Genomic DNA, 22,055 nt, shown 5'->3' on the forward strand with positions numbered 1-22,055 from the left:
GGTGACCTGGGGCGGACTTCAAATCCGCGTATCACCGGAGGCGGCCTCGGAAAGACTTCGAACGAGGAATCTCCGAGCCGCGCCCAGATTTGCTGGGGACTACGGCCGCTGCATCACGAGATGCAGCGGCCGCTCCATTTCCGGCATCACACCGCGGATCACACGCTCCTCGTCGCCTCGCCTGCGACCCACACCGCTCGCACCGAGAGATCGGCCGCCAGCAGCACGGCATCTGCCAGGAAGCCGGATGCCAGCGAGCCGAGGTCGCTGCCCCGGCCGATCGCCAGGGCGGGGGTCGCCGTCAGCGCCACGACGGCGTCGGCGAGCGGGACCCCTGCCGCGACCGCGGTTCGGAGGGCGGCATCCTGGGTCAGCGTCGAGCCGGCGATCGCGCCTCCTCGCGTCAGGCGCGCGACGGCGTCGACGACGTCGACCTCCAGGCTCCCCAGGTCGTAGCGTCCGTCCGCGGCCCCCGCAGCCGCCATCGCGTCCGTGACGAGGGCGATGCGGCCGGGCGCGGCCCGGAACAGGATCCGCACCACCTCGGGATGCAGATGCACCCCGTCGGCGATCACCTCGACGGTGACGCGTGGGTCGGCCGCCGCGGCACCGACCGGACCCGGCTCGCGATGGTGGAGTCCCGGCATCGCGTTCAACGCGTGGGTCAGCAGGGTCGCGCCGGCGTCGAATGCTGCTCGGCATTGGGCGTAGTCGGCACCGGTGTGCCCGACCGCGGCGGCTGCGCCGGCCGCCACCACTCGACGGATCGCCTCGAGGCCGCCGGGCAGTTCTGGTGCCAGGGTCACCTGCCGCACAGTGCCGCGTCCTGCCTCCAGCAGCCGTTCGACCGCGTGCGGTACGGGCTCGCGAAGCAGGCTCTCGTCGTGGGCGCCCTTGTGCGACGGGTCGAGGAACGGCCCCTCCAGGTGCGATCCCAGGATGTCGGCATCCGTCGTCACCAGATCCGCGACCATCGCGGCCCGTCGCTCGAGCGTCTCGAGCGGGGCCGTCACGAGCGAGACGACGGCTCGCGTGGTGCCGTGCGCGCGGTGAAGGGCTCGTGCGGCGCGGATCGCGTCCGCCCCGTCATCGTACGAGGCGCCCCCGCCACCGTGGCCGTGGATGTCGATGAATCCGGGGACGAGCAGCGCGCCCGGGCCCGCGACAGCGCCCGCGTCGACGACGGTGTCCGCAGCCGCCGCCCGCCATCCGTCACCGGTCCCCGTCGCCGTGACGCGGTCACCGTCGAACCGCACCCACCCGTGGTCGACGACGCTGCCATCGCGAGGCCCCAGGACGAGCTGCGCGGAGTGGACGACGGTGCTCATTCAGTCGCCGCTCATTCCGCAGCCCAAGGGATCTCGTCAGAGGAATGGAACCCGATCCCGAGGCTCGTCCATAGCGGGCCGAGCGCACCCACCCTCTTCCGGAACGACTCCCACGTACGCAGCCGACTCGCCCCCGTCGGCGGCGACCATGCCGCCTCGGCGGCCGCGGCGATACGAGGAAACGCCAGCTGATCGATGTCGTGGAGCGTGCGGACGGTCTCAGCCCACATGGGTGCTTCCACTCCCAGGATGTCGCCCTCTTCGATGCCCGGGATGACATCCGCCGGCTCCCACGAATACGCGCGCTCGACGCTCGTCGGCCCATTGGCCCACGTGAGACCCAACGGCGCGTCGGCGGCGTACTTCATGTCGAGGTAGATCGCATCGGCGGGCGAGAGGATCAGCTGCGCGCCGTTCTCCACGAATCCGCGGGCCGTCTCGTCCATGCCGTCCGTCGGGGTCACGAAGCCCCAGTACTGCCCGATCGTCGAGTCCGCGAGGTCCGGCGAGTCGCCGGCCTCATGCCACGCGATCGGCGTCTTGCCGAGGTCGGCGATGATGTCGCTCGCGCGCGCGACGAACTCGGCGAAGTCGTCGGGCTCCGTGCCCAGTGACTCGTCGCCGCCGAGGTGCACATAGGGTCCCGGAGTCATGGCGGCGAGCTCGCCGAATACGTCGGCGATGAAGTCGTAGGTGGCCTCGTCATGGATCTTCAGCGACGAGAACCCGACGACCGTGCCCTCGTACGGGCTGCCTGCGGCGGGGGCCGCGATCCCCTCGCCCTGCGACTGGTCGAGCATCTGATCGTTGAGCACGGGCGCTTCGGCGAGCTCGGGGTAGGCGAGGCCCACGGCATGCGTGTGACCTGGCATGTCGATCTCGGGTACCACGATCATGTGCCGGGATGCCGCGTACTCGACGATCTCGCGATAGTCGGCCTTCGTGTAGAAGCCGCCCGAGTCGCCGCCGACGGCGGTGCCGGATGCGAGTTCGGTGAGCTTCGGCCGCGAGTCGAGGTGGATTCGCCAGCCCTGGTCGTCGCTGAGGTGCAGATGGAGAGCGTTCAGCTTGAGGCCCGCTGCGCGGTCGATGTACGCCTTGACGGTCTCGACAGGGTGGAAGTGACGCGCGACGTCGAGCATCACGCCGCGGTAGGCGAACCTCGGCGCGTCTTCGATCACGACGGCAGGCACGATCCAACCGTCGCCTTCAGGAGCGACGAGCTGGGTCAGGGTCTGGACGCCGTAGAACAGCCCCGCGGCGTCGGCGCCGGTGACCACGACGGATGCGTCATCGACCTCGATGCGGTACGACTCGGGTGCGCCGCCCGCCGTGACCGTGAGCTCGACGGTGCCTGTGGCGCGGGCATCCGGCGAACCGGTGGTGAAGGTCAGACCGGTGCGGGCGCCGATGACGGCCGTCAGAGCGGCCGCGGCATCCGGATCGCCTGTGATCGGCGTGCCGGCGCCGAGCGAGAACGACTCGCCGGCAGCGGACTCGATCGAGGTGGGGGCGGGGACGACGGATGGCAGTGGCACGGTGGCTCCATTCTCGGCGGCGGGCACGCATCCCGCCAGGGCGGCGGCGATCACGATCGCAACTGAGGCGAAGGCGGTGCGTCGACGTCGACGATTCATGTAAGGATCCCTAACAAAAGCGATGCGCTCAGCCTACCAGCGAGGATCCGTCTGCTCGAAACAGCCGATGTCCGTGCATCGGTTATGCTCGGGATGTCGCGACTGGCGTTGAGGTGGGCAACCACCGGGGAGCGACCGACTACGGCATACGACCGCACGCCTGGGCCGATGTTCAACAACCACGGTTGTTGAGCGCCCGCGTAGCGGGTGTTTCGAAACACCAGAGCCGCAGTCAAGGAGACGTCATGACCGACCAGTTCTTCAACGCCCCCCTCTCCGAGGTCGATCCCGAGATCGCGCAGGTACTCGAGCGCGAGCTCGAACGCCAGCGCGGGTTCCTCGAGATGATCGCCTCCGAGAACTTCGTTCCGGTCTCGGTGCTGCAGTCGCAGGGCTCGGTGCTCACGAACAAGTACGCCGAGGGCTACCCGGGACGCCGCTACTACGGCGGCTGCGAAGAGGTGGATGTCGCAGAGGAACTCGCCGTCGCGCGCGCCAAGTCGCTGTTCGGGGCCGAGTTCGCGAACGTGCAGCCCCACTCGGGTGCGACCGCCAATGCTGCCGTCCTACACGCCATCGCCCGTCCCGGCGACACGCTGCTGGGACTGTCGCTCGATCAGGGCGGCCATCTCACCCATGGCATGAAGATCAACTTCTCCGGCCGGCTGTACAACATCGTCGCTTACGGCGTAGACCCCGAGACGTCGCTCATCGACATGGACGAGGTGCGACGCCTCGCGATCGAGCACCAGCCGAAGGTCATCATCGCGGGTTGGTCGGCATACCCGCGTCAGCTGGACTTCGAGGCGTTCCGTGCGATCGCCGACGAGGTCGGCGCGCTGCTCTGGGTCGACATGGCGCACTTCGCCGGCCTCGTGGCCGCGGGCCTGCATCCGAACCCGGTGCCGCACGCGCACGTCGTGTCGTCGACCGTGCACAAGACGATCGGCGGTCCGCGCTCGGGCTTCATCCTCACGAATGACGCCGACATCGCGAAGAAGATCAACTCCGCCGTGTTCCCGGGCCAGCAGGGCGGCCCGCTGATGCACGTGATCGCGGCGAAGGCGACCGCGTTCAAACTCGCGGCAACCCCGGAGTTCAAGGAGCGCCAGGAGCGGGTCCTGAGCGGCGCCCACATCCTCGCCGAGCGGCTCTCCCAGCAGGACGTGAAGGATGCCGGCATCGCCGTGCGCTCGGGCGGCACCGACGTGCACCTCGTGCTGGTCGACCTGCGCGATGCCGAGATCGACGGCAAGCAGGCCGAGGATCTGCTGCACGAGATCCGCATCACGGTCAATCGCAACGCCGTTCCCAACGACCCTCGCCCGCCGATGGTGACCTCCGGCCTTCGCATCGGAACTCCCGCTCTCGCGACCCGCGGGTTCGGCGACGCCGAGTTCACCGAGGTCGCCGACGTCATCGCCCTCGCCCTTCTGCCGGGTGCCGATGTCGAGGCGCTCCGCACGCGCGTCGGCGCGCTGACGGCGGCGTTCCCGCTCTATCCGGGACTCCAGCAGTAGTCCGAACCGCTCGCCCGTCACCGAGACCCGGCGCTCGCGTCGAGACCAGGCGTCAGAATCCCGGGTCTCGACGAGACGCCCGGGTCTCGGCATCTGAATACGCTTGAACGGAAGAAGACACCATGACCGCACAGGTTCTCGACGGACGCGCTGCCGCGGCGGCGATCAAGGACGAGCTCGCCGAGCGTGTCGCAGCGTTGAAGGCGCGCGGCATCACGCCTGGCATCGCGACGGTGCTCGTGGGCGCCGACCCGGCCTCGCAGCTGTATGTCGGGATGAAGCACAAGCAGTCCGAGGCTATCGGCATGAACTCCATCCAGCGGGAGCTTCCCGCCGAGGCGACGCAGGCCGAGGTCGAGGCGCTGATCGACGAGCTCAACGCCGACCCGGAGTGCCACGGCTACATCGTGCAGCTGCCGCTGCCGAAGCACATCGACACCGACGCGATCCTCGAGCGGATCGATCCGAGCAAGGATGCCGACGGCCTGCACCCGACCAACCTCGGGCGCCTCGTGCTGAACGTGAACCACCCGATAACGACCCCGCTGCCCTGCACGCCGCGCGGCGTGATCGAGCTGCTGCTGCGCAACGGCTACGACCTGAAGGGCAAGGACGTGGTCGTCATCGGCCGCGGCGTGACGATCGGTCGTTCGATCGGGCTGCTGCTGACGCGCAGGGAGTACAACTCCACCGTCACGCTGACCCACACCGGCACCGCCGACCTCGCGGACCACCTTCGCGGGGCCGATGTCATCGTGGCTGCGGCGGGCGTCAAGCACATCGTGCGGGCCGAGGATGTCAAGCCGGGCGCGGCGGTGCTGGATGTGGGCGTGACGCGCGAGGTCGACACCGAGACCGGCAAGAGCAAGGTCTTCGGCGATGTGCATCCGGATGTCGCCGAGGTCGCCGGATTCCTCTCGCCCAACCCCGGGGGTGTCGGACCGATGACCGTGGCGCTGCTCATGACGAACGTGGTCGAGGCCGCGGAGCGCTCCGCCGGCCCCGGTCGTTGAGCGAAGACACCTCGACTCGCCTTCGGCTCGCTCAGCGCAGGTCTCCGCGACGAGACGAAACGCGCCTGACGCTGCGGGATGGTTCGGCGCGTTTCGTCTCGCTTCGCTCGCTCAACGACCGGGTGCGTCGGATCCCGGGCATAGGCACTCCCTGAGCTTGTCGAAGGGTGAGGGACGCTTCGACAGGCTCAGCGACCGACCAGGCTCAGGCCGTGAAGCGGGTGAGGAACTCCCGCGTGCGCTCCTCGCGAGGGGCGCCGAAGACCTCGGCGGGAGTGCCGGACTCGAGGATCCTGCCCGCATCGAGGAACAGCACCCGATCGGCGACATCCCGTGCGAAGGCCATCTCGTGCGTCGCCATCACGATGGTCATGCCGTCGTCGGCGAGAGCGCGCACGAGGTCGAGCACGTCGCCCACGAGCTCGGGATCCAGTGCCGAGGTGATCTCGTCGAGCAGGAGCAGGTCCGGCTCGGTCGCGACGGCTCGCGCGATCGCGACGCGCTGCTGCTGACCGCCCGAGAGGCGGTCGGGATGATCGCGCGCCTTGGCCGCGAGGCCGACCCGTTCCAGAAGGACGGTGGCCGCGGCATCCGCCCTCGTCTTGGAGTACTTGTGCACATGGCGGAGGGCCAGCGTGATGTTGTCCTGGACGGTGAGGTGGGGGAAGAGGTTGTACTGCTGGAAGACCACGCCGATGCGGGCGCGGACGGCGTCGACATCGACCGCCGGATCGCTGATGTCCATCTCGCCGAGCCAGATGCGTCCGTCATCGACCGGTTCGAGCAGGTTCACGGTTCGCAGCAGCGTCGACTTGCCCGACCCACTCGCACCGATCAGCGCGACGACCTCGCCCGGAGCGACGGCGAGGTCGATGCCCTGGAGGACGGTGTGCTCGTCGAACGCCTTCCACACGTCCTCGAGGCGAAGTACGGAATCTGTCGCGCTCACACGATCCCCCCGATCTGCTCGCGGGCGCGCACTCGCGCTGTGTACCAGTCGGTGAGACGGATCGTGGGGATCGCGAGCAGCACGAACAGCAGACCCGCCACCACGTAGGGGGTGAAGTTGAAGTAGGCCGCGGTCTCGATCTGAGCGGCGCGGACCGCGTCGACCGCACCGAGCAGCGAGATGAGGCCGACATCCTTCTGCAGCGCGACGAAGTCGTTCATCAGCGCGGGCGTCACCTTGCGCACGGCCTGCGGCACCACGACCAGCCGCATCGCCTGGCCGTGGCTGAGGCCGAGCGATCGTGCCGCGTGGCGCTGCGACGGATGCACCGCCTCGATCCCCGCGCGGAAGACCTCGGACACGTAGGCCGAGTAGGTCAGGGTGATCGCGATCGTCGCCCAGAACTCGGTGGGGAGGCGTTCGGGAGTCAGCTCGAGGCCCGGGATCCCGAAGCCGACGAGATACAGCACGATGATGAGCGGGATGCCGCGGAACAGGTCCGTGTACGCGGCGGCGAGTGCCCGCAGCGGCAGCCAGACGGGGCCGCGCAGGGTGCGGAGCGTCGCGAGCAGCAGCCCGAAGATGAGCACCAGCACCGATGCCATCGCGAGCACCCGGAGGTTCAGCAGAAAGCCGTCCCACACCCGCGGCAGCGACGCCAGCGCGACCTGCGGATCGAAGAACTGCTGCTGTACCCGCGCCCAGCCGGGGGTGTTGATGATGAGCATCCACGCGAGCACAGCCACCACCACCGTCGAGATGAGGCTGATCGCGACGGAACGCGCTCCCTGGCGCTTGCGGACGGCCCGTCGTTCGAGCTCTACAGCGCTCACCGCGCGGGGTGGCGCCTCGGCAGCCCGGGAGGATGCGCGTGTCATCCGGTCAGGCTAACGGAGCGGCAGGTCATTGAAGCAGGGGCGCCTGCCCCTCGCCTCCGAGCCACTCGGTGACGAGCGCGTCGAGGGTGCCGTCCTCGCGCAGGGCGTCGACTGCCGCGGAGACCTTCTCGGTGAGCGGCGAGTCCTTGGCCAGGACCAGGCCGAACTCGTCTCCGCTTTCGCCCTCGGGTGTCGGCAGGGTCCCGACGAGAGCGCCGTCCGTGAGTTCGACGCCCGAGATGTAGAACCCTGTGGGCAGATCGACCACGATCGCATCGACGAGGCCGTTCTCGAGCGCCAGCTTCGCGTCGTCGTTGCTGTTGAAGGCCTGCGCGCCCTGGGTGGGCTGGATGACGTCCTCGATCGTCGTGAAGCTGGTCGTGCCGGTCTGGGCCCCGATGAGCAGATCCTTCAGATCGGCGATCGATGTGGCGTCGGCGGCGGGGGAGGAGCCCGTGGTCACCACGACCTGCGTCGTCTCGTAGTACGGCGAGCTGAAGTCGACCGACTCCTTGCGCTCGTCGCTGATGGAGAACTGCTGCAGATTGACGTCGAAGTCCTTCGGCCCCGGGGCGATCGCCTCATCGAACGTCGTGCGCACCCACACGACGTCCTCGGCGTCGAAGCCGAGCTCCGCGGCTACGGCGTACGCGACGGCCGACTCGAATCCTTCACCGCTCTCTGGCTTGTCGTCGATGACCCACGGGTAGTACGCGGGCTCGCCGGTCGCGATGGTGATCTTTCCCGGGGTGACCCAGCCCTCGTCGGCTGGGGCAGAGCTCTCGCCGCCTGATCCCCCTGACGAGGCACAGCCGGCAAGGGTGAGGGTGGCTGCGGCGATGCCGATGACGGCGGCGCGCAGGAACGGGTGACGCGACATGGATGCCTCCAGAGCTCGGGTGCTGATTCAGGCGCGCCCGTGCTGGCGGAGCGCGACCCGATGCTCCATCTTGGACAGCCGCGGCGGGACCGCGCTCGCCCCGCGTCGGATTGTTACGGATGCGGCGGGCTGACGGCATCCGCAAGGCGCTGCTCGGCGGCGGCGAGGGCCGACTGCGCACCGTTCGTCGGCGCGAGCGCAACGAGTCCGCGGTAGAGCGCGACCAGCGTGGCGGCATCCAGCTCGCCGGTGCGCGCGCGATCGCAGTGCACAGCCTGGATCGCCGCCTCGAGCTGGAACCGGCCGAGCGGTGCCCCGAGCGCCGACGCGCGCCGCAGCAGCGCCCTGCCTTCGGCGATCAACGCGGCATCCCACAGCGCGGGGTTCTGCTGGTCGAGCGGCGGCCATGGGTCGTCGGTCCGGGCGGGCGCACGCGACTGCGCGAATGTGAGGAGGGCGGCGAGCCCCCACGCCTCGGGCTCGGTCTCGAGCAGACTCGCGAGAAGCACGGCCAGCCAGCGCGCCTCATCGGCGACCGATTCACGGATGTGCTCTCCCTGATCGAGCCAGTCGATCGCGTAGGCGCCATAGATCGCCTCCAGCACGTCCGTCAGCCGCTGGGGCATGTCGGCTCTGGTCGGCACCGAGAACGGGATGCCGGCATCCCGGATCCGACGCTTCGCCCGGACGAGTCGCTGCGCCATCGCCGCAGGCTCGACGGCGTAGGCGCGAGCGACCTGGTTCGCATCGAAGCCGAGGACGGTCTGGAGCATCAGCGGGCTGCGGATCGCCCGATCGAGAGCGGGATGCGCGCACGCGAACAGCAGCTCGAGCCGCTTGTCGGGTATCGCCTCGCGCCGCGCGACGAGGGCCGCGACATCCTCTTCGCGCGCCTGCAGCGCAGCCTCGCCCAGCGGGGCGTTCGTCCGCCATGCGGCGGAGCCCACGATGTCGCGGAGCCGGTTGCGCGCCACGGTGACCAGCCATCCTTCTGGGTTGTCGGGGATGCCGGAATCCGGCCAGGTGCGCAGCGCCTTCTCGAAGGCGTCCGCGAGCGCGTCCTCCGCGAGGGTCACATCGCGTGTGCCGGCGGCGATCAGCGCGAGGAGCCGACCGTACGACGCCCGCGCGGCGTGTTCGGCCGCCGCACGGGCATCGTCAACGGTCGTCATCGGGACCTAGGACGCGAGCCACTCGCCGGCGACGAAGCGCGTCGCGGTCGGGCGGATCTCCACGGCGCCCCAACCGATCGATGGCGCCCTGCCCGCCCAGCCGATCGCGGCGTCGAGGTCGTCCACCTCGATCACGAAGGTGCCGCCGAGCTGCTCCTTCGTGTCGGCGAAGGGCCCGTCCTGCACGAGCAGGGCGCCGTCGTCGCCCCTGCGCACCGTGGTGGTCAGCGACGACGGCTGCAGGACTTCCGCCGAGGCGAGGATGCCGGCGGCATCGACGGCCTTCGCATACTCGTCGAACTCGCGCATGGCGTCGCGCATCGCTTCGGGGTCGAGGTCCTCGGGAGACAACTCGGGGTACTGCAGGAGGAGCGTGTATCGCATGATTCATCCTTCGTCGTGTCGGTTGGTGACACTCCCATGACGATCGAGGATGCTCGCGATCGACAGACCGCCGGCGCGGGTCAGCTCTTGCCGAGCTCGTCGAGCATCCTGCGCTGCTCGTCGGTCAATCCGTCCTGCAGCTCACGCGCGCCCGCCGCGGTGCCGGGGGACGGTACGGCCAGGGTTGCGCCGTTCGAGCTGCCGTCGACCGCGGACCGTCCGGCGGCCCTGTCGTAGAGCGCGCCGGCGTGAGTCTCGACGCGATCGTCGATGGCGTCGTAGATCGCCCACCCGATGACGAGGAGCACCGGCGGCAGGATCCACCCCCACAGCCATCCGCCGACGCTGACCCCCGACAGAGCCACGGTCACGACCCACACGATGACGGCGATCGCGAGAACCAGGAAGAACTGGACGAGCTTCTCGCCCAGTTTGGTGCGCTGGTTCGCCGACTTCGCGGCCATCGACTGGAACCAGCGATGCACGAGCGGTTTGATCCACAGCGTCAGGGCGGTCAGGACGATGCCCGCCCAGATCGCCGACCAGCCGACCTTCGCGGGTGTCAGCCATCCGATCACGAGCAGCACGACGACGTTGAACACGAGCAGCGATCCGAACCGGACGATCCACTTCCTCATGTGTAAAGAGTGCCACGGCCCGCCCTGGCAGGGCGAGGAGGCTGCTAGTGGAGTTCGACCAGCTGCGTGATGTCGTCGTTGGGGAGGACGTCGACGACCGCCGACACCTCCATGTCCTTGAGGTCCGCGCGACCGGAGACGACAGTGAGGAACGCGGTGTCGGCGGCATCCCGTCCCGTGGCGATTCGGACGAGAGTCGAGCGAGGAGCGAGAGTGGTCGCATCCACGACGCGCCAGGCTCCGTCGATGTAGGCCTCCGCGACCGCGTGGAAGTCCATCGGATACAGACCAGGGGCGTAGGCGGCCACGTGCCGTGCCGGAATGCCGAGTCCGCGCAGCAGCGCGATGCACAGGTGCACATAGTCACGGCAGACGCCCTGACGCGCGAGAAGCGTGCGAATGGCGCCATCGGTCGGCAGGCTCGAGCCGCTGACGTAGTACAGGCGTGTTCCCACCCAGGACGACACCGAGTGGAGCAGTTCGGCCGCATCGGTGATGCCCGCGAACTCCGCGTATGCCGTCGGCCCGAGTGAGTCGGACTCCGCATAGCGACTGGGCCTGCCGTAGACGAGCAGGTCCTTCTCGGTCGCCGTCGCGGTGGCACCCTCGCCGAGGACGGTCGCGCGGTACTGCACCTCGAGGAGCCCGTTGCCGCTCTTCACCCGGTGCAGGCGGGTGCCGTGGTCGTCGAGGAACTCGTGCGAGTCGACCGGAGCACCGTCTAGCGTCGCGGTGAACGACTCGTTGTTCGGCTCGTAGTGACGGGTGACCGAGACCGCGAAGACCAGGTCGGCGGGTTCGGTGACATTCAGGACGATGCGGCTGTATACGTCGCGTTGCATCTGAACAGACTGGCATGGCCATATGTCGGGAGTGTGAACACAGGGCGGGCTTGACAGGGCGTGCGGCGTCTGCCGTTGCGTCCGCGCAGCGCGATTTTGACCCTCGACAATGCCTGCGACCGGATGTATGGTTACCTAAACCGGTTTAATAAACCGGTTTAGAGACCGAATCACGATCACGCGGCACACGGTTTAGAAGGCAGCGCAGCCAGATGAACGACGAGGCGAAGACGGGACGGGGACGACGGCCGACGATCGCCGACGTCGCGCACCGCGCCGGCGTGAGCAAGGGCCTCGTCTCGTTCGCGCTCAACGATCGTCCCGGCGTCAATGTCGCGACACGTGATCGCATCCTGACCATCGCCGCAGAGATGGGCTGGTCGCCCGATCTGCGTGCCCGCTCGCTCAGCACCAATCGCTCGTTCGCTCTGGGGCTGGTTCTCCGGCGTGACATCGCCGTCGTGGCGGGCGATCCGTTCTTTCCGGCCTTCATCGCGGGCGTCGAGCGCGAGTTGTCTCCCGCCGGGCAGGCTCTCGTGCTCGCATCCGTTCCGAGCAGCGAGCTCGAGGCGGGCACCTATCGCAAGCTCGCAGTGGAGCGCCGGGTCGACGGCGTGTTCCTCGCCGATCTCCGCGCGGGCGATGAGCGGCTGGCGCTGGTCCAGGAGCTGGGTCTGGCCGCCGTCACTCTCGGCCATCCTGACATCGACTCGCCCTTCCCCGCCGTGTCCGTCGACGACGTGGACGGGCTGATCGCGACCGTCGACCATCTCGCCGACCTCGGCCATCGTTCCATCGCCCACGTGGCAGGGCCATCGAGCATGCTTCATGCACGCCGCCGCAGCGAGGCCTTCCACGCGGCGTGCATCGCCCGCAGCATCGACGGCCGCGTCGTGGAGACGGACTTCAGCGCACAGCAGGGCGGCGAGGCGACGCGCGCCCTTCTGGCCGACGCGTCCCGACGCCCCACAGCGATCGCGTACTCCAACGACCTCATGGCGCTGGCGGGCATCGCGGTGGCGCAGCGCGCAGGCCTGTCGGTCCCTCGGGACCTCTCCGTCTCGGGGTTCGACGACAGCGACATCGCGCAGTACGTGTTCCCGTCGCTGACCTCCGTGGCGACCGACGCTCTGGAATGGGGTGCCGTCGCGGCGCGTGCTCTGCTCGCAGCGATCGCCGGGGTCAGCCTCGACGACACCGAACTGTCGCCCGCGCGCCTTGTGGTGCGCGAATCCACCGGCCCGGCGCCGGCCACATACCCCTCATCAGCCCCACCGTCGCCTGGCGACCTGGCCGATCCAGACGACTGAAGCCGATGATCTCGAGGCGCGATGGATGTCGCGTCCTCCTTTGGAAGGAAGAGAAATGCGAAGAAGCATCAAAGTGACGGCACTCGCCGCGGCAGGTGTCCTGACCCTCACAGCCTGCAGCGGCGGTGGTGGCGGCGGCGGATCGGCGGACGATCTCGAGACCAAGGGTCCCATCACGATCTGGTACTCGAACAACGCGGCCGAGATCGACTGGGGCAAGCAGATGGTGGAGGCGTGGAACGCCGACCATCCCGATGAGCAGGTCAAGGCTCAGGAAATCCCCGCGGGCAACAGCAGCGAAGAGGTCATCGCGGCCGCGATCACGGCCGGCAACGCGCCGTGTCTGATCTACAACACCTCGCCCGCGGCTGTGCCGCAGTTCGAGAAGGCCGGTGGGCTCGTGTCGCTCTCGAGCTTCCAGGACGGGGATGACTACATCCAGGAGCGCAGCGGAGACAACGCGGCGCAGTATGCCTCGGCCGACGGCGAGTTCTACCAGATGCCGTGGAAGTCCAACCCGGTCATGATCTTCTACAACAAGGCCATGTTCACCGAGGCCGGACTCGACCCTGAGGCGCCGGAACTGTCCACCTATGATGACTTCCTCGCGACGTCGCGCACCCTGACCGAGTCGGGGGCGGCGCCGTACGCCATCTACCCGGCGCCGTCGAGCGAGTTCTATCAGCCCTGGTTCGACTTCTACCCGCTGTACGGGGCCGAGACCGGCGGCACGCTGCTCGTCGAGGACAACAAGGCGACCTTCGACTCCGAGGCGGGCACCGCGGTCTCCGAGTTCTGGGCGACGATGTACGAGGAGGGCCTCTCCGGACAAGAGCCCTACCAGGGCGACTCGTTCGTGGACGGGAACTCGGCGATGACCATCGCCGGCCCGTGGGCGATCTCGTACTTCGGCGACACGGTCGACTGGGGCACTGTACCTGTGCCGACGTCGGCCGGCACCCCGGCGGATGAGACCTACACGTTCAGCGACGCCAAGAACGTGGGCATGTTCACGGCGTGCAAGAACAAGGGCACGGCGTGGGATGTGCTGAAGTTCTCCACCAGTGAGGAGCAGGACGGACAGCTCCTCGAGCTGACCGGACAGATGCCGCTCCGGCAGGATCTCACGACGACGTACCCGGACTACTTCGACGCCAACCCCGCGTATGAGGTGTTCGGCGACCAGGCGAACCGCGTGGTAGAGGTGCCGAACGTCTCGAACTCCATCGAGGTCTGGCAGGCCTTCCGCGACGCGTACTCGAAGGCGGTCATCTTCGGAGAGGGCGATATCGCCACGTTCCTCACCGACACCGCCGCGGAGATCGACGACCTGGTGAGCCAGGACTGAGAGCGCGGGACACAGGCAAATGGTCACCATCACCCCCGAGACGGGCACGAAGGCGGACGGGGCGGACGCGCAGCACGCGCGTTCGGCCCGCCGCCGCCGGCGCCTGCTCGGTGAGAATCCGCTCGGGCTGCTCCTCGCCGCGCCCTACCTGATATTCGTCGGCGTCATCTTCGCGTATCCGCTCGTCTTCGCCGTCTGGATGTCATTCCACGACTACTTCTTCTCGGCGCCTGGCGCCGACGTCGAACGGGAATTCGTCGGCTTCGACAACTTCATCGCTGTCGCCACCGACCCCGCCGTGTGGCGATCGTTCCTCAACGTGGGCGTCTTCCTCATCATCAACGTGCCGCTCACGGTCGTGCTGTCGCTCCTGTTGGCGGCTGCGCTCAACAGGGCTCTCCACGCCAAGATCTTCCTCAGGGTCAGTTTCTACGTGCCGTACGTGACGGCATCCGTGGCGCTCGTCGCCGTCTGGCTGTTCCTGTTCAGCGGTCCGGGACTCGTCAATCAGATCCTCGGTCCGCTCGCACCGGATCCGTCATGGCTGATCAATCCCTGGCTCGCGATGCCGACGATCGCGCTCTTCGTCACATGGAAGGGGATGGGTCTCTTCATCCTGCTGTACCTTGCCGCGCTGCAGGCCGTCCCGAAGGAACTGTACGAATCGGCAGCAACGGATGGCGCAGGCGCCGTGCGGACGTTCTTCGCCGTCACGGTGCCGGGCGTTCGATCCGCGACCCTGCTCGTGCTCCTGCTCGCGACGATCACCGGTGCGAACCTCTTCACCGAGCCGTACCTGCTCACGAACGGCGGGGGCCCGAACGGGGCGTCCACGTCGCCCGTGCTGCTGATGTACCAGAAAGGCCTGGAGCAAGGCGATCCGGATGTCGCGGCCGCCATCGGCGTGATCCTCGTGATCCTCGTGCTCGTCATCGCGCTCATCGAGCGCCGTGCCGTAGGAGATGAGGAATCATGAGTCGCACCGAGATCCGCACGCAGGCCCAGGCCGAGAAGTCATCGGCCCGCGCCGAGCGCCGTCACCCCGGCCGCATCGGCAGCATCCTACGCTATGTCGTGCTGGGGATCGGGGCGCTCGTATTCCTGTTCCCCTTCTACTACATGGTGATCGGCTCGCTGCAACTCGCACCGGACACCACCCTGGCAGGAGCGTTCCCGCATCCGGCGAACATCACGTTGGCCAACTATGCCGAGATCAATGAACGGATCGGGCTCGCACAGGGTCTCGCCAACTCGGGCATCCTCACCATGGGGGTGATCCTGTGCACACTGGTGTTCGGCGTGCTCGCAGGTTATGCCCTATCGGTGCTGCACTGGCGCGGGCGCGGAGTGACGTTCGCGATCCTGCTGCTCGTGCAGATCGTGCCGTTCCAGCTGCTGATCGTCCCGCTGTACGTGATGATCGCGCGCGACTTCGGGCTGTCGGATTCCTACTTCGGAATGATCCTGCCGTTCGCGATCAACTCGGCCGCGGTGCTGATCTTCAGGCAGTACTTCATGCAGGTGCCTCGCGCGCTCTTCGACGCGGCGCGCATCGACGGGGCGAACGAGATCCGGGTGCTGTGGAATATCGCGCTGCCGCTGGTTCGTCCCGCGGTGCTCACGGTGATCCTGCTCACCTTCATCGGTCCGTGGAACGAGTTCCTCTGGCCGTTCCTGATAACGAAGGAGGCAACGATGCAGCCTCTGGCGGTGTCGCTGGCCAACTACCTCACGACTGTGGCGGCCTCGGCGGCCAACCCCTTCGGAGCGGTCCTCGCGGGTGCGGTCATTCTCGCAATTCCCCCTGTGGTGCTGTTCATCGTGTTCCAACGCCATTTCAACAGCTCCGACATCGGGTCGGGCGTGAAGGGATGACCGCCATCGACACCACGCTGCCCACCGTCCCGTACCGATTGACCCGCATCGGCGTCGTCATGGCGCCCGAGCCGGGCAACCCGCTCGAAGTCGAGGGCGTGCTCAACCCGGCCTCGGGGCGGGGCGCGGATGGCGAGATCTATCTGCTGCCCCGCCTCGTGGCGGCGGGCAACGTGTCGCGAATCGGTCTGGCGCGCGTTCTCGTCGAGGACGGCGTGCCCGTGGGCGTCGAACGGCAGGGCGTCGTGCTCGAGCCCGACCGGTCGTGGGAGCGGGGAATCGGCAACGCCGGTGTCGAGGATCCGAGGATCACCTGGATGGCGGATCTCGGCCTGCATGTCATGACGTACGTCGCCTACGGACCGCTGGGTCCCCGCACCGCTCTCGCGGTGTCGGAGGATCTCCGCGAGTGGCGACGCCTCGGCCCCGTGCTGTTCACGTATGACGACGAACTCGACATCGATCTCAACCTGTTCCACAACAAGGACGCGGTCTTCTTCCCCGAAACCGTGCTCGCGCCGGACGGAGTGCGGTGCTTCGCGGTACTGCACCGCCCGATGTGGGACCTGTCCGAGACCAAGGCCGACCAGGGCATCATCCTGCCTGCGGGCATCGATGATCCACGCCAGTCGATCTGGATCAGCTACATCCCGGTCGAGGCGGTGACGGCCGATCTGTCGGGGCTGTGTCTGTGGAGCCGGCATCGATTCCTCGCCGGCCCTGCGTATCCGTTCGAGGTGACGAAGATCGGCGGTGGGCCCGCCCCTGTGCGCGTGCCGGAAGGGTGGCTGCTGCTGCACCACGGCGTCACCGGGCACATCGAGCACGCGTTCGACCACCAGCAGAATGTCAACTACTCGGCCGGCGCCATCCTGCTCGATGCCGACGACCCCTCGATCGTGATCGCTCGAACGCCTGAGCCCCTGCTGCAGGCTGAGACCGAAGACGAACGCGGCGGCATCGTGCCGAACGTCGTGTTCCCCACGGCGATCGAGACCATCGACGGCGTGCGCTACGTGTTCTATGGGATGGCGGACTCGAAGATCGGAGTGGCCCGTCTCGATCACACCTAGCCGGCGGACGCGTCAGGGCGACCGCGTCACGAGTTCACGCGGATGATCTCGAGCTGGTACGGCGCGATCACCTCGCCCGAGATGCGGCAGTCGAGCAGCAGGAACGGACGGGATGCCGCATCCTGCGCCGCCCAGGACTCGAGCCGATCGAGGTCGGCGATCGAGCGCACCACGACCCCTTCGGCGCCGACCGCGTCGGCGAGACCCGCGAAGTCGACCTCGGGAATGAGCATCGGCTCCTTCGCGAGCCCTCGCAGGCCGTACAGGTTCACCTCTGCGCCATAGGCCGCGTCGTTCCACACCACGGCCAGACCGCGACCGCGCGCCACGCGAACGGCGGATTCGAGGTCGGCTAGCGCCATGAGTCCGCCGCCGTCGCCGGTCGTGAGCACGATCGTCGCCTCGGGCTTGGCGAGTGCCGCCCCCGGCACCGACGCGAATCCGAGTCCGATCGACTGGAACGCGGTGCCGACCATGATCATGCGGTCGGGTGACGCGACCGGCCAGTACATGTTCGCCCAGCCGATGAAATGCCCACCGTCCGATACCACGACGCGATCGGCGGGGAGCAGCTCGCCGATCCGCGCCGCGACGGAACGCGGATCGAGGCGCCCATCGGGTGCGACTCCGTCGCCCGGCTCGTACGCGCGGGCTCCGGCGAGATCGATCGACTCGCGCCATCCGCTGGACGTGGCAGGCGTGGCGGTCAGCTCAGCCGTGATCGCCCGTGCGGCGACAGCGGCATCGGCTCGCACGAACCCGCCGACGTTCGGATGCGTCGCGCTGGCTGCGACGTCGATCTGGAAGACGCGCGTGCCGGGCGCGAACAGGTCGCCGAATCGCATCGTGAACTGGTTGAGCGATGCCCCGAAGACGACGGCGACGTCGGCCTGGCGCACGATCTGCATCGCGGACTCGGCTCCGAAGCCCCCCGTCACGCCCAGGTCGAACTCCGGTCTGGGGAAGACCCCGCGGCCGAGGGCGGTCGACGCCGTGATCGCACCGGTCGCGTCGGCAAGTGCGCCGAGCGCGTCGGCGGCACCTGCGACCCATGCTCCGCGGCCCGCGAGCAGGAAAGGTCGCTCGGCGCCGGCGAGCGCGGCCGCGATGGTGCGGATGCCGTGCTCGGCGAACGGCCCACGGGGGGCGAGCGGGTCCGGAAGCCGCGGCTCCGGTGCGGCGGGAATCGGCCCCGCATCGAGCGCCGCGACGTCGTACGGAATGGCGAGCACCGCCGGCACCCGGTAGGTGAGCGCGTGCTCGATCGCGATGACCGTGGTGGCCGCGGCATCCGTCCGTCCGACCGTATACGTGCGCGCGCCCACCGCCGACGCCAGCGCGATCTGATCGACACCCCATGGGCGTCGGCCGGACGTGGGTTCGTCGCCGACCACGAGGACGAGCGGAACATGCGCCTGCACCGCCTCGGCGAGGGCCGTGAGGGTGTTGGTGAAGCCCGCGCCGTATGTGGCGGTGGCGGCGGCGAGGCGTCCGGACGCGCGGTGGTAGGCGTCGGCCGCGACGACACCGCCGGCTTCGTGGCGCACGGCGGTGAAGTCCACGGCGGTTTCGCGCTCGAGGGCGTCGAGGAAGTAGGCGTTGCCGTTGCCCATGACCCCGAAGACATGGTCGATGTGGGCCGACAGCGTGCGGGCGACGTGAGTGGAGACCGTGGGCATGACAGGCCTTTCGAGACGGAACGGGCGGAGCCGTATGTGTCTCGCGCCCCCTTGGTGAGCGGCTGCGTGCCCTTTTTTCGAGCACCGGCACGGGAGCACCCGGCCGGACGATCCGAGTATACGAGGCCCGCCGGGCCGGATATCACCTCATTCGGACGATGCCGCGGCGAGCGGCGACCTGGCACGCTGATCACGGACAGTGCACCCCGAACACACCGTGGAGGCATCGCTATGGTTCACTCCGGCGCGGAAGGGACCTGACATGGATGCGACCGATCTCGCGCGGCTGCAGTTCGCTTCGACCAGCATCTACCACTTCTTCTTCGTCCCGGTGACGATCGGGCTGGCCTTCCTGATGGCCATCCTGCATACGAAGTGGTATCGCTCACGAGAGCCTCGGCATGAGAAGCTGACGCGGTTCTTCGGCACGCTGCTGATCATCAACGTCGCGATCGGCGTGGTCACGGGTCTCGTGCAGGAGTTCCAGTTCGGCATGAACTGGTCGGCGTACTCGATCTTCGTCGGCGACGTCTTCGGCGCCCCCCTGGCGATGGAGGGGCTCGCCGCGTTCTTCCTCGAGTCCACATTCCTCGGGCTCTGGGTGTTCGGCTGGAAGGTGCTGCCTCGCCGCATCCACCTGCTCTCGGCGTGGCTGGTTGCAGTGGGTGCGATGCTCTCGGCGGCGTTCATCATGGCGGCGAACTCCTGGATGCAGCATCCGGTCGGCTACACGACCGACAAGACCACAGGTCGCCCGGTGCTCTCGTCGTTCCTCGATCTTTTCACCAACGAGGTGTTCATCTGGGGCTACATCCATGTGATCCTCGCGTCGCTCGTCACCGGCGCCGTCGTGATGCTCGCGGTGTCGGCGTGGCAGCTGCGTCGTGGGCAGGTCGCGTTCAAGACCTCGGCAGTGCTGTCGCTGGTGGTGCTGCTTCCCTCGGTCGCGCTGGCGCTCGGAGTCGGCAGCCACCTCGGGGTGATCGAGGCGACGTATCAGCCGATGAAGATCTCCGCGGCCGAAGCCCAATGGGAGACGTGTCAGCCGTGCTCGTTCTCGCTGCTCCAGATCGGCGGCTTCACGAGCTCCGAAGAGACCCCCACCAAGATCCTCGAGGTGCCGCATCTGCTCTCGCTGCTGGCCACCGGCACGTGGGACGGTGAGGTGGCGGGGCTCAACGAGCTTCAGGCGCAGGATGAAGCGACGTACGGCGCAGGCGACTACGTGCCGGATGTCCGTCTGCAGTACTGGTCGATGCGGGTCATGGCGTACATCGGAACCCTGTTCTTCCTTTTCGGTGCGTGGGGTCTGTGGCTTGCGGTACGGCGGAAGCTGCCGACATCCAAGGTGTTCCTGTTCGTCGCGACATGGGTCGTGCCGCTCCTCTTCGTGATGAACACCGCCGGATGGCTGCTGACCGAGAGTGGCCGTCAGCCCTGGATCGTGCAGGGGCTGATGAAGACGTCGGACGGAGTGTCGCCGAGCGTGTCTTCGACGGAGCTCATCCTGAGTCTCGCCGCGTTCTACGCGATCTATCTGCTGCTGATCGTGATCGATGTCATCCTCATGCTTCGATTCGCGCGCAAGTCGCTGGACGCCCCCGAAGAGGAATCGGCGGACGACGACGTCGATGCGCCCGTGCTGGCTTACTGACATGGCGATCATGAGGAGGGTCCGATGAATCTGCCCGACGTGTGGTTCGTCATCATCGCCGTCTTCTGGACGGGCTTCTTCGTGCTCGAAGGCTTCGACTTCGGCGTCGGAGCGCTCCACGCGGTGATCGGTCGCTCCGAGACCGAGCGGAGGACGGCGATCAACACGATCGCTCCGTTCTGGGACGGCAACGAGGTGTGGCTGGTGGTGGGCACGGCAGCGATCTTCGCGGCCTTCCCGGCCTGGTACGCGACCTGGCTTTCGGCCCTCTACCTCGGCATCGTGCTGCTGCTGGTCGCTCTCATCGCACGAGGGATCGCGGTGGAATGGCGCAGCAAGGGCCGGCATCAGACGTGGCGGCGCACCTGGAGCTTCGGGCTCACCGCCGGCAGCCTCATCGCACCGCTCGTGCTCGGCATCGCCCCCGGCGACCTGCTGGCGGGGCTTCCGATCGACGAAGACGGCGCGTTCACCGGTCGGGTGTGGAGCATGTTCACCGGATTCGGCGTCTGGACGGGACTCACGCTCGTCGCGCTGTGCCTCCTGCACGGGGCGACATTCCTCGCCATCCGCACCACGGCTGACCTCCGGAGGCGGGCGATGCGGTGGAACCGCATGCTCGGCGTCGTGGCACTCGTGATGGTCGCGGTGTTCGCAGTCTGGACAGGGCTCATGGCGCAGCCGTCATGGCCCTCCTATCTGCTGCTGGCGATCGCCCTCGTCGCGGTCGTCGCATCGCTGTACGCGACTCGGAGAAGCGGTGAGAAGGTCGCCTTCGCCGCCACCGCGATCGCCATGGCCGCCACCGTCGGCTCCATCTTTGCGAGCCTCTTCCCGGACGTGCTCGTCTCGAGCACCAGCGGTGCCTACAGCCTGACCATCGCGGCGACGGCATCGGGCCAGTACGCGCTCACCGTCATGACGATCGTGGCGGCGATCTTCTTCCCCCTCGTGCTGCTGTATCAGGGCTACACGTACATCGTGTTCCGCCGGCGGATCGGCGGAGCGACCCCGCGCGCTGCCGCGCCCGAGCCTCGCCCCGAGGTTCCGGCCCGGTGACCGGACCGCGCCGCGATGGCCGTCCCGGCCGAGAATGACGTGGACTGGCGTCAGCCGTCGAGCGCCTGGCGGATCATCCCGGCAGATCGCTGCAGCCGCGCAGCGATCTCCTCTGGTTCGTAGGCGCTCGCGACGTAGACCACGGCGATCGCCGCCGTCCGCCGGCCCCTGAGACTGAGCGGAACAGACACGGATCGCAGACTCGGGATGACTTCATCATGGCTCGTCGCGAACCCGCGGGCAGCAGCGTGCCGCACCTCATCGCTCAGACTCTCGGAGACGTCCTGCGGCCACTCCACGCGCGGAAGGGCCGACAGGATGGCCTTGCCCGGTGCGCCGATCGTGACCGGATGCCGCGTCCCCGGCCGCTGCGCGACCGATGCAACGGCGTGCCGTGGCTCGACGCTCACGAGTGTGATGCACTCGTCGTGGTCGAGCACGACGAGGAAGCACGTGGTGCCGAGCTCGTTCGCGACGGCGGTGAGCTCGGGCAGGGCTTCGGCCTGCAGATCGTGGGCCACCCCGGCCGCGAGGGCCGCCATGCGCGCGCCGAGCTGCATGCGGCCCGAGCTGTCGCGCGTGACGAGGCCGTGGTCCTCGAGCGTGCGCAGCAGCCGGTACCCGACCGACCGGTGCACCCCCAGCCGCCTGGCGATCTCATCGATCGAGAGAGGTTCGCGCGCGTCGGCGAGGATCTCGAGAATCCGGATGCCGCGGCTGAGCGTCTGCGATGCGGGTGCGGCGGAATCGCCCCCGGCTTTGTTCGGCATCCCGGCCTCCTCTTGCGCGCGCCAGGCTCGTCTGTATACGATCCGT

General features: G+C 68.2%; 20 protein-coding genes and 1 riboswitch. Of the genes, 9 read left to right on the plus strand and 11 right to left on the minus strand.

The genetic code is table 11. From position 1 onward, the window contains the following. Positions 1 to 158: 158 nt before the first annotated feature. Complete coding sequence (gene nagA, locus ABD188_RS08645) at positions 159 to 1,328, minus strand: N-acetylglucosamine-6-phosphate deacetylase (RefSeq protein ID WP_344060577.1); 1,170 nt, start codon at positions 1,326 to 1,328, stop codon at positions 159 to 161. A gap of 11 nt (positions 1,329 to 1,339) precedes the next feature. Next, positions 1,340 to 2,866, minus strand: a complete 1,527-nt coding sequence (locus ABD188_RS08650; protein WP_425561371.1) for a beta-N-acetylhexosaminidase — start codon at positions 2,864 to 2,866, stop codon at positions 1,340 to 1,342. A gap of 187 nt (positions 2,867 to 3,053) precedes the next feature. Continuing rightward, a riboswitch (ZMP/ZTP riboswitch) is annotated at positions 3,054 to 3,138 on the plus strand. 72 nt (positions 3,139 to 3,210) lie between these two features. On the opposite strand from ABD188_RS08650, the gene glyA reads away from it, so the two are divergent. Both glyA and ABD188_RS08660 read left to right on the plus strand, forming a co-directional pair. After that, a complete protein-coding gene (gene glyA, locus ABD188_RS08655; protein ID WP_344060583.1) occupies positions 3,211 to 4,485 on the plus strand; it encodes a serine hydroxymethyltransferase in 1,275 nt (424 codons plus the stop codon). 122 nt (positions 4,486 to 4,607) lie between these two features. Continuing rightward, positions 4,608 to 5,498: a bifunctional methylenetetrahydrofolate dehydrogenase/methenyltetrahydrofolate cyclohydrolase gene (locus ABD188_RS08660; protein ID WP_344060587.1), complete on the plus strand. Its 891-nt coding sequence runs from the start codon at positions 4,608 to 4,610 to the stop codon at positions 5,496 to 5,498. Positions 5,499 to 5,703: 205 nt separating this feature from the next. On the opposite strand, the gene ABD188_RS08665 is transcribed toward ABD188_RS08660, so the two are convergent. From ABD188_RS08665 to ABD188_RS08695, 7 genes are all read right to left on the minus strand, one after another. Beyond that, a complete protein-coding gene (locus tag ABD188_RS08665; protein WP_344060589.1) occupies positions 5,704 to 6,447 on the minus strand; it encodes an amino acid ABC transporter ATP-binding protein in 744 nt (247 codons plus the stop codon). Beyond that, positions 6,444 to 7,325 (minus strand): amino acid ABC transporter permease, encoded by an 882-nt coding sequence (locus ABD188_RS08670; protein ID WP_344060592.1) that lies wholly within the window; start codon positions 7,323 to 7,325, stop codon positions 6,444 to 6,446. Before ABD188_RS08670 ends, ABD188_RS08665 begins: the two co-directional genes overlap by 4 nt. Before the next feature lie 25 nt (positions 7,326 to 7,350). After that, on the minus strand, positions 7,351 to 8,205 hold the full coding sequence (locus tag ABD188_RS08675) for an ABC transporter substrate-binding protein (protein WP_344060595.1): 855 nt from the start codon (positions 8,203 to 8,205) through the stop codon (positions 7,351 to 7,353). Between the two features lie 113 nt (positions 8,206 to 8,318). Then, a complete protein-coding gene (locus ABD188_RS08680) occupies positions 8,319 to 9,377 on the minus strand; it encodes an RNA polymerase sigma factor (protein WP_344060598.1) in 1,059 nt (352 codons plus the stop codon). Positions 9,378 to 9,383: 6 nt separating this feature from the next. Then, the gene (locus tag ABD188_RS08685) at positions 9,384 to 9,761 is read right to left on the minus strand and encodes a YciI family protein (protein WP_344060601.1); all 378 of its coding nucleotides are present in this window, start codon (positions 9,759 to 9,761) and stop codon (positions 9,384 to 9,386) included. An 80-nt stretch (positions 9,762 to 9,841) separates the two neighbouring features. After that, a complete protein-coding gene (locus ABD188_RS08690) occupies positions 9,842 to 10,399 on the minus strand; it encodes a hypothetical protein (protein ID WP_344060604.1) in 558 nt (185 codons plus the stop codon). 44 nt (positions 10,400 to 10,443) lie between these two features. Further along, entirely contained in the window at positions 10,444 to 11,241 is a 798-nt protein-coding gene (locus ABD188_RS08695) for a transglutaminase-like domain-containing protein (protein ID WP_344060607.1), read from the minus strand. Between the two features lie 212 nt (positions 11,242 to 11,453). Between ABD188_RS08695 and ABD188_RS08700 the strand changes: the two genes are divergently transcribed. From ABD188_RS08700 to ABD188_RS08720, 5 genes are read left to right on the plus strand one after another with little or no spacing between them, the layout of a single operon-like run. Further along, positions 11,454 to 12,551, plus strand: a complete 1,098-nt coding sequence (locus tag ABD188_RS08700) for a LacI family DNA-binding transcriptional regulator (protein WP_344060610.1) — start codon at positions 11,454 to 11,456, stop codon at positions 12,549 to 12,551. A gap of 55 nt (positions 12,552 to 12,606) precedes the next feature. Further along, the gene (locus tag ABD188_RS08705; RefSeq protein WP_344060613.1) at positions 12,607 to 13,899 is read left to right on the plus strand and encodes an extracellular solute-binding protein; all 1,293 of its coding nucleotides are present in this window, start codon (positions 12,607 to 12,609) and stop codon (positions 13,897 to 13,899) included. A 19-nt stretch (positions 13,900 to 13,918) separates the two neighbouring features. After that, positions 13,919 to 14,875 carry a carbohydrate ABC transporter permease gene (locus ABD188_RS08710; protein ID WP_344060615.1) on the plus strand — a complete coding sequence of 319 codons (957 nt, stop codon included), beginning with the start codon at positions 13,919 to 13,921 and terminating at the stop codon, positions 14,873 to 14,875. Continuing rightward, complete coding sequence (locus ABD188_RS08715; RefSeq protein WP_344060617.1) at positions 14,872 to 15,774, plus strand: carbohydrate ABC transporter permease; 903 nt, start codon at positions 14,872 to 14,874, stop codon at positions 15,772 to 15,774. The genes ABD188_RS08710 and ABD188_RS08715 overlap by 4 nt, the downstream gene beginning before the upstream one ends. Further along, entirely contained in the window at positions 15,771 to 16,847 is a 1,077-nt protein-coding gene (locus ABD188_RS08720) for a glycoside hydrolase family 130 protein (RefSeq protein WP_344060620.1), read from the plus strand. The genes ABD188_RS08715 and ABD188_RS08720 overlap by 4 nt, the downstream gene beginning before the upstream one ends. 26 nt (positions 16,848 to 16,873) lie before the next feature. Here ABD188_RS08720 and ABD188_RS08725 read toward each other — a convergent pair whose 3' ends face one another. Next, positions 16,874 to 18,526, minus strand: a complete 1,653-nt coding sequence (locus ABD188_RS08725) for a thiamine pyrophosphate-binding protein (protein WP_344060623.1) — start codon at positions 18,524 to 18,526, stop codon at positions 16,874 to 16,876. 262 nt (positions 18,527 to 18,788) lie between these two features. On the opposite strand from ABD188_RS08725, the gene ABD188_RS08730 reads away from it, so the two are divergent. After that, positions 18,789 to 20,180: a cytochrome ubiquinol oxidase subunit I gene (locus ABD188_RS08730; RefSeq protein ID WP_344060626.1), complete on the plus strand. Its 1,392-nt coding sequence runs from the start codon at positions 18,789 to 18,791 to the stop codon at positions 20,178 to 20,180. 24 nt (positions 20,181 to 20,204) lie between these two features. Further along, the gene (cydB, locus tag ABD188_RS08735; protein ID WP_344060629.1) at positions 20,205 to 21,239 is read left to right on the plus strand and encodes a cytochrome d ubiquinol oxidase subunit II; all 1,035 of its coding nucleotides are present in this window, start codon (positions 20,205 to 20,207) and stop codon (positions 21,237 to 21,239) included. A gap of 50 nt (positions 21,240 to 21,289) precedes the next feature. On the opposite strand, the gene ABD188_RS08740 is transcribed toward cydB, so the two are convergent. Beyond that, positions 21,290 to 22,009 carry an IclR family transcriptional regulator gene (locus ABD188_RS08740; RefSeq protein ID WP_344060632.1) on the minus strand — a complete coding sequence of 240 codons (720 nt, stop codon included), beginning with the start codon at positions 22,007 to 22,009 and terminating at the stop codon, positions 21,290 to 21,292. Positions 22,010 to 22,055 lie beyond the last annotated feature (46 nt).

Source organism: Microbacterium pumilum (assembly GCF_039530225.1).
Taxonomy (GTDB): Bacteria; Actinomycetota; Actinomycetes; order Actinomycetales; family Microbacteriaceae; genus Microbacterium; species Microbacterium pumilum.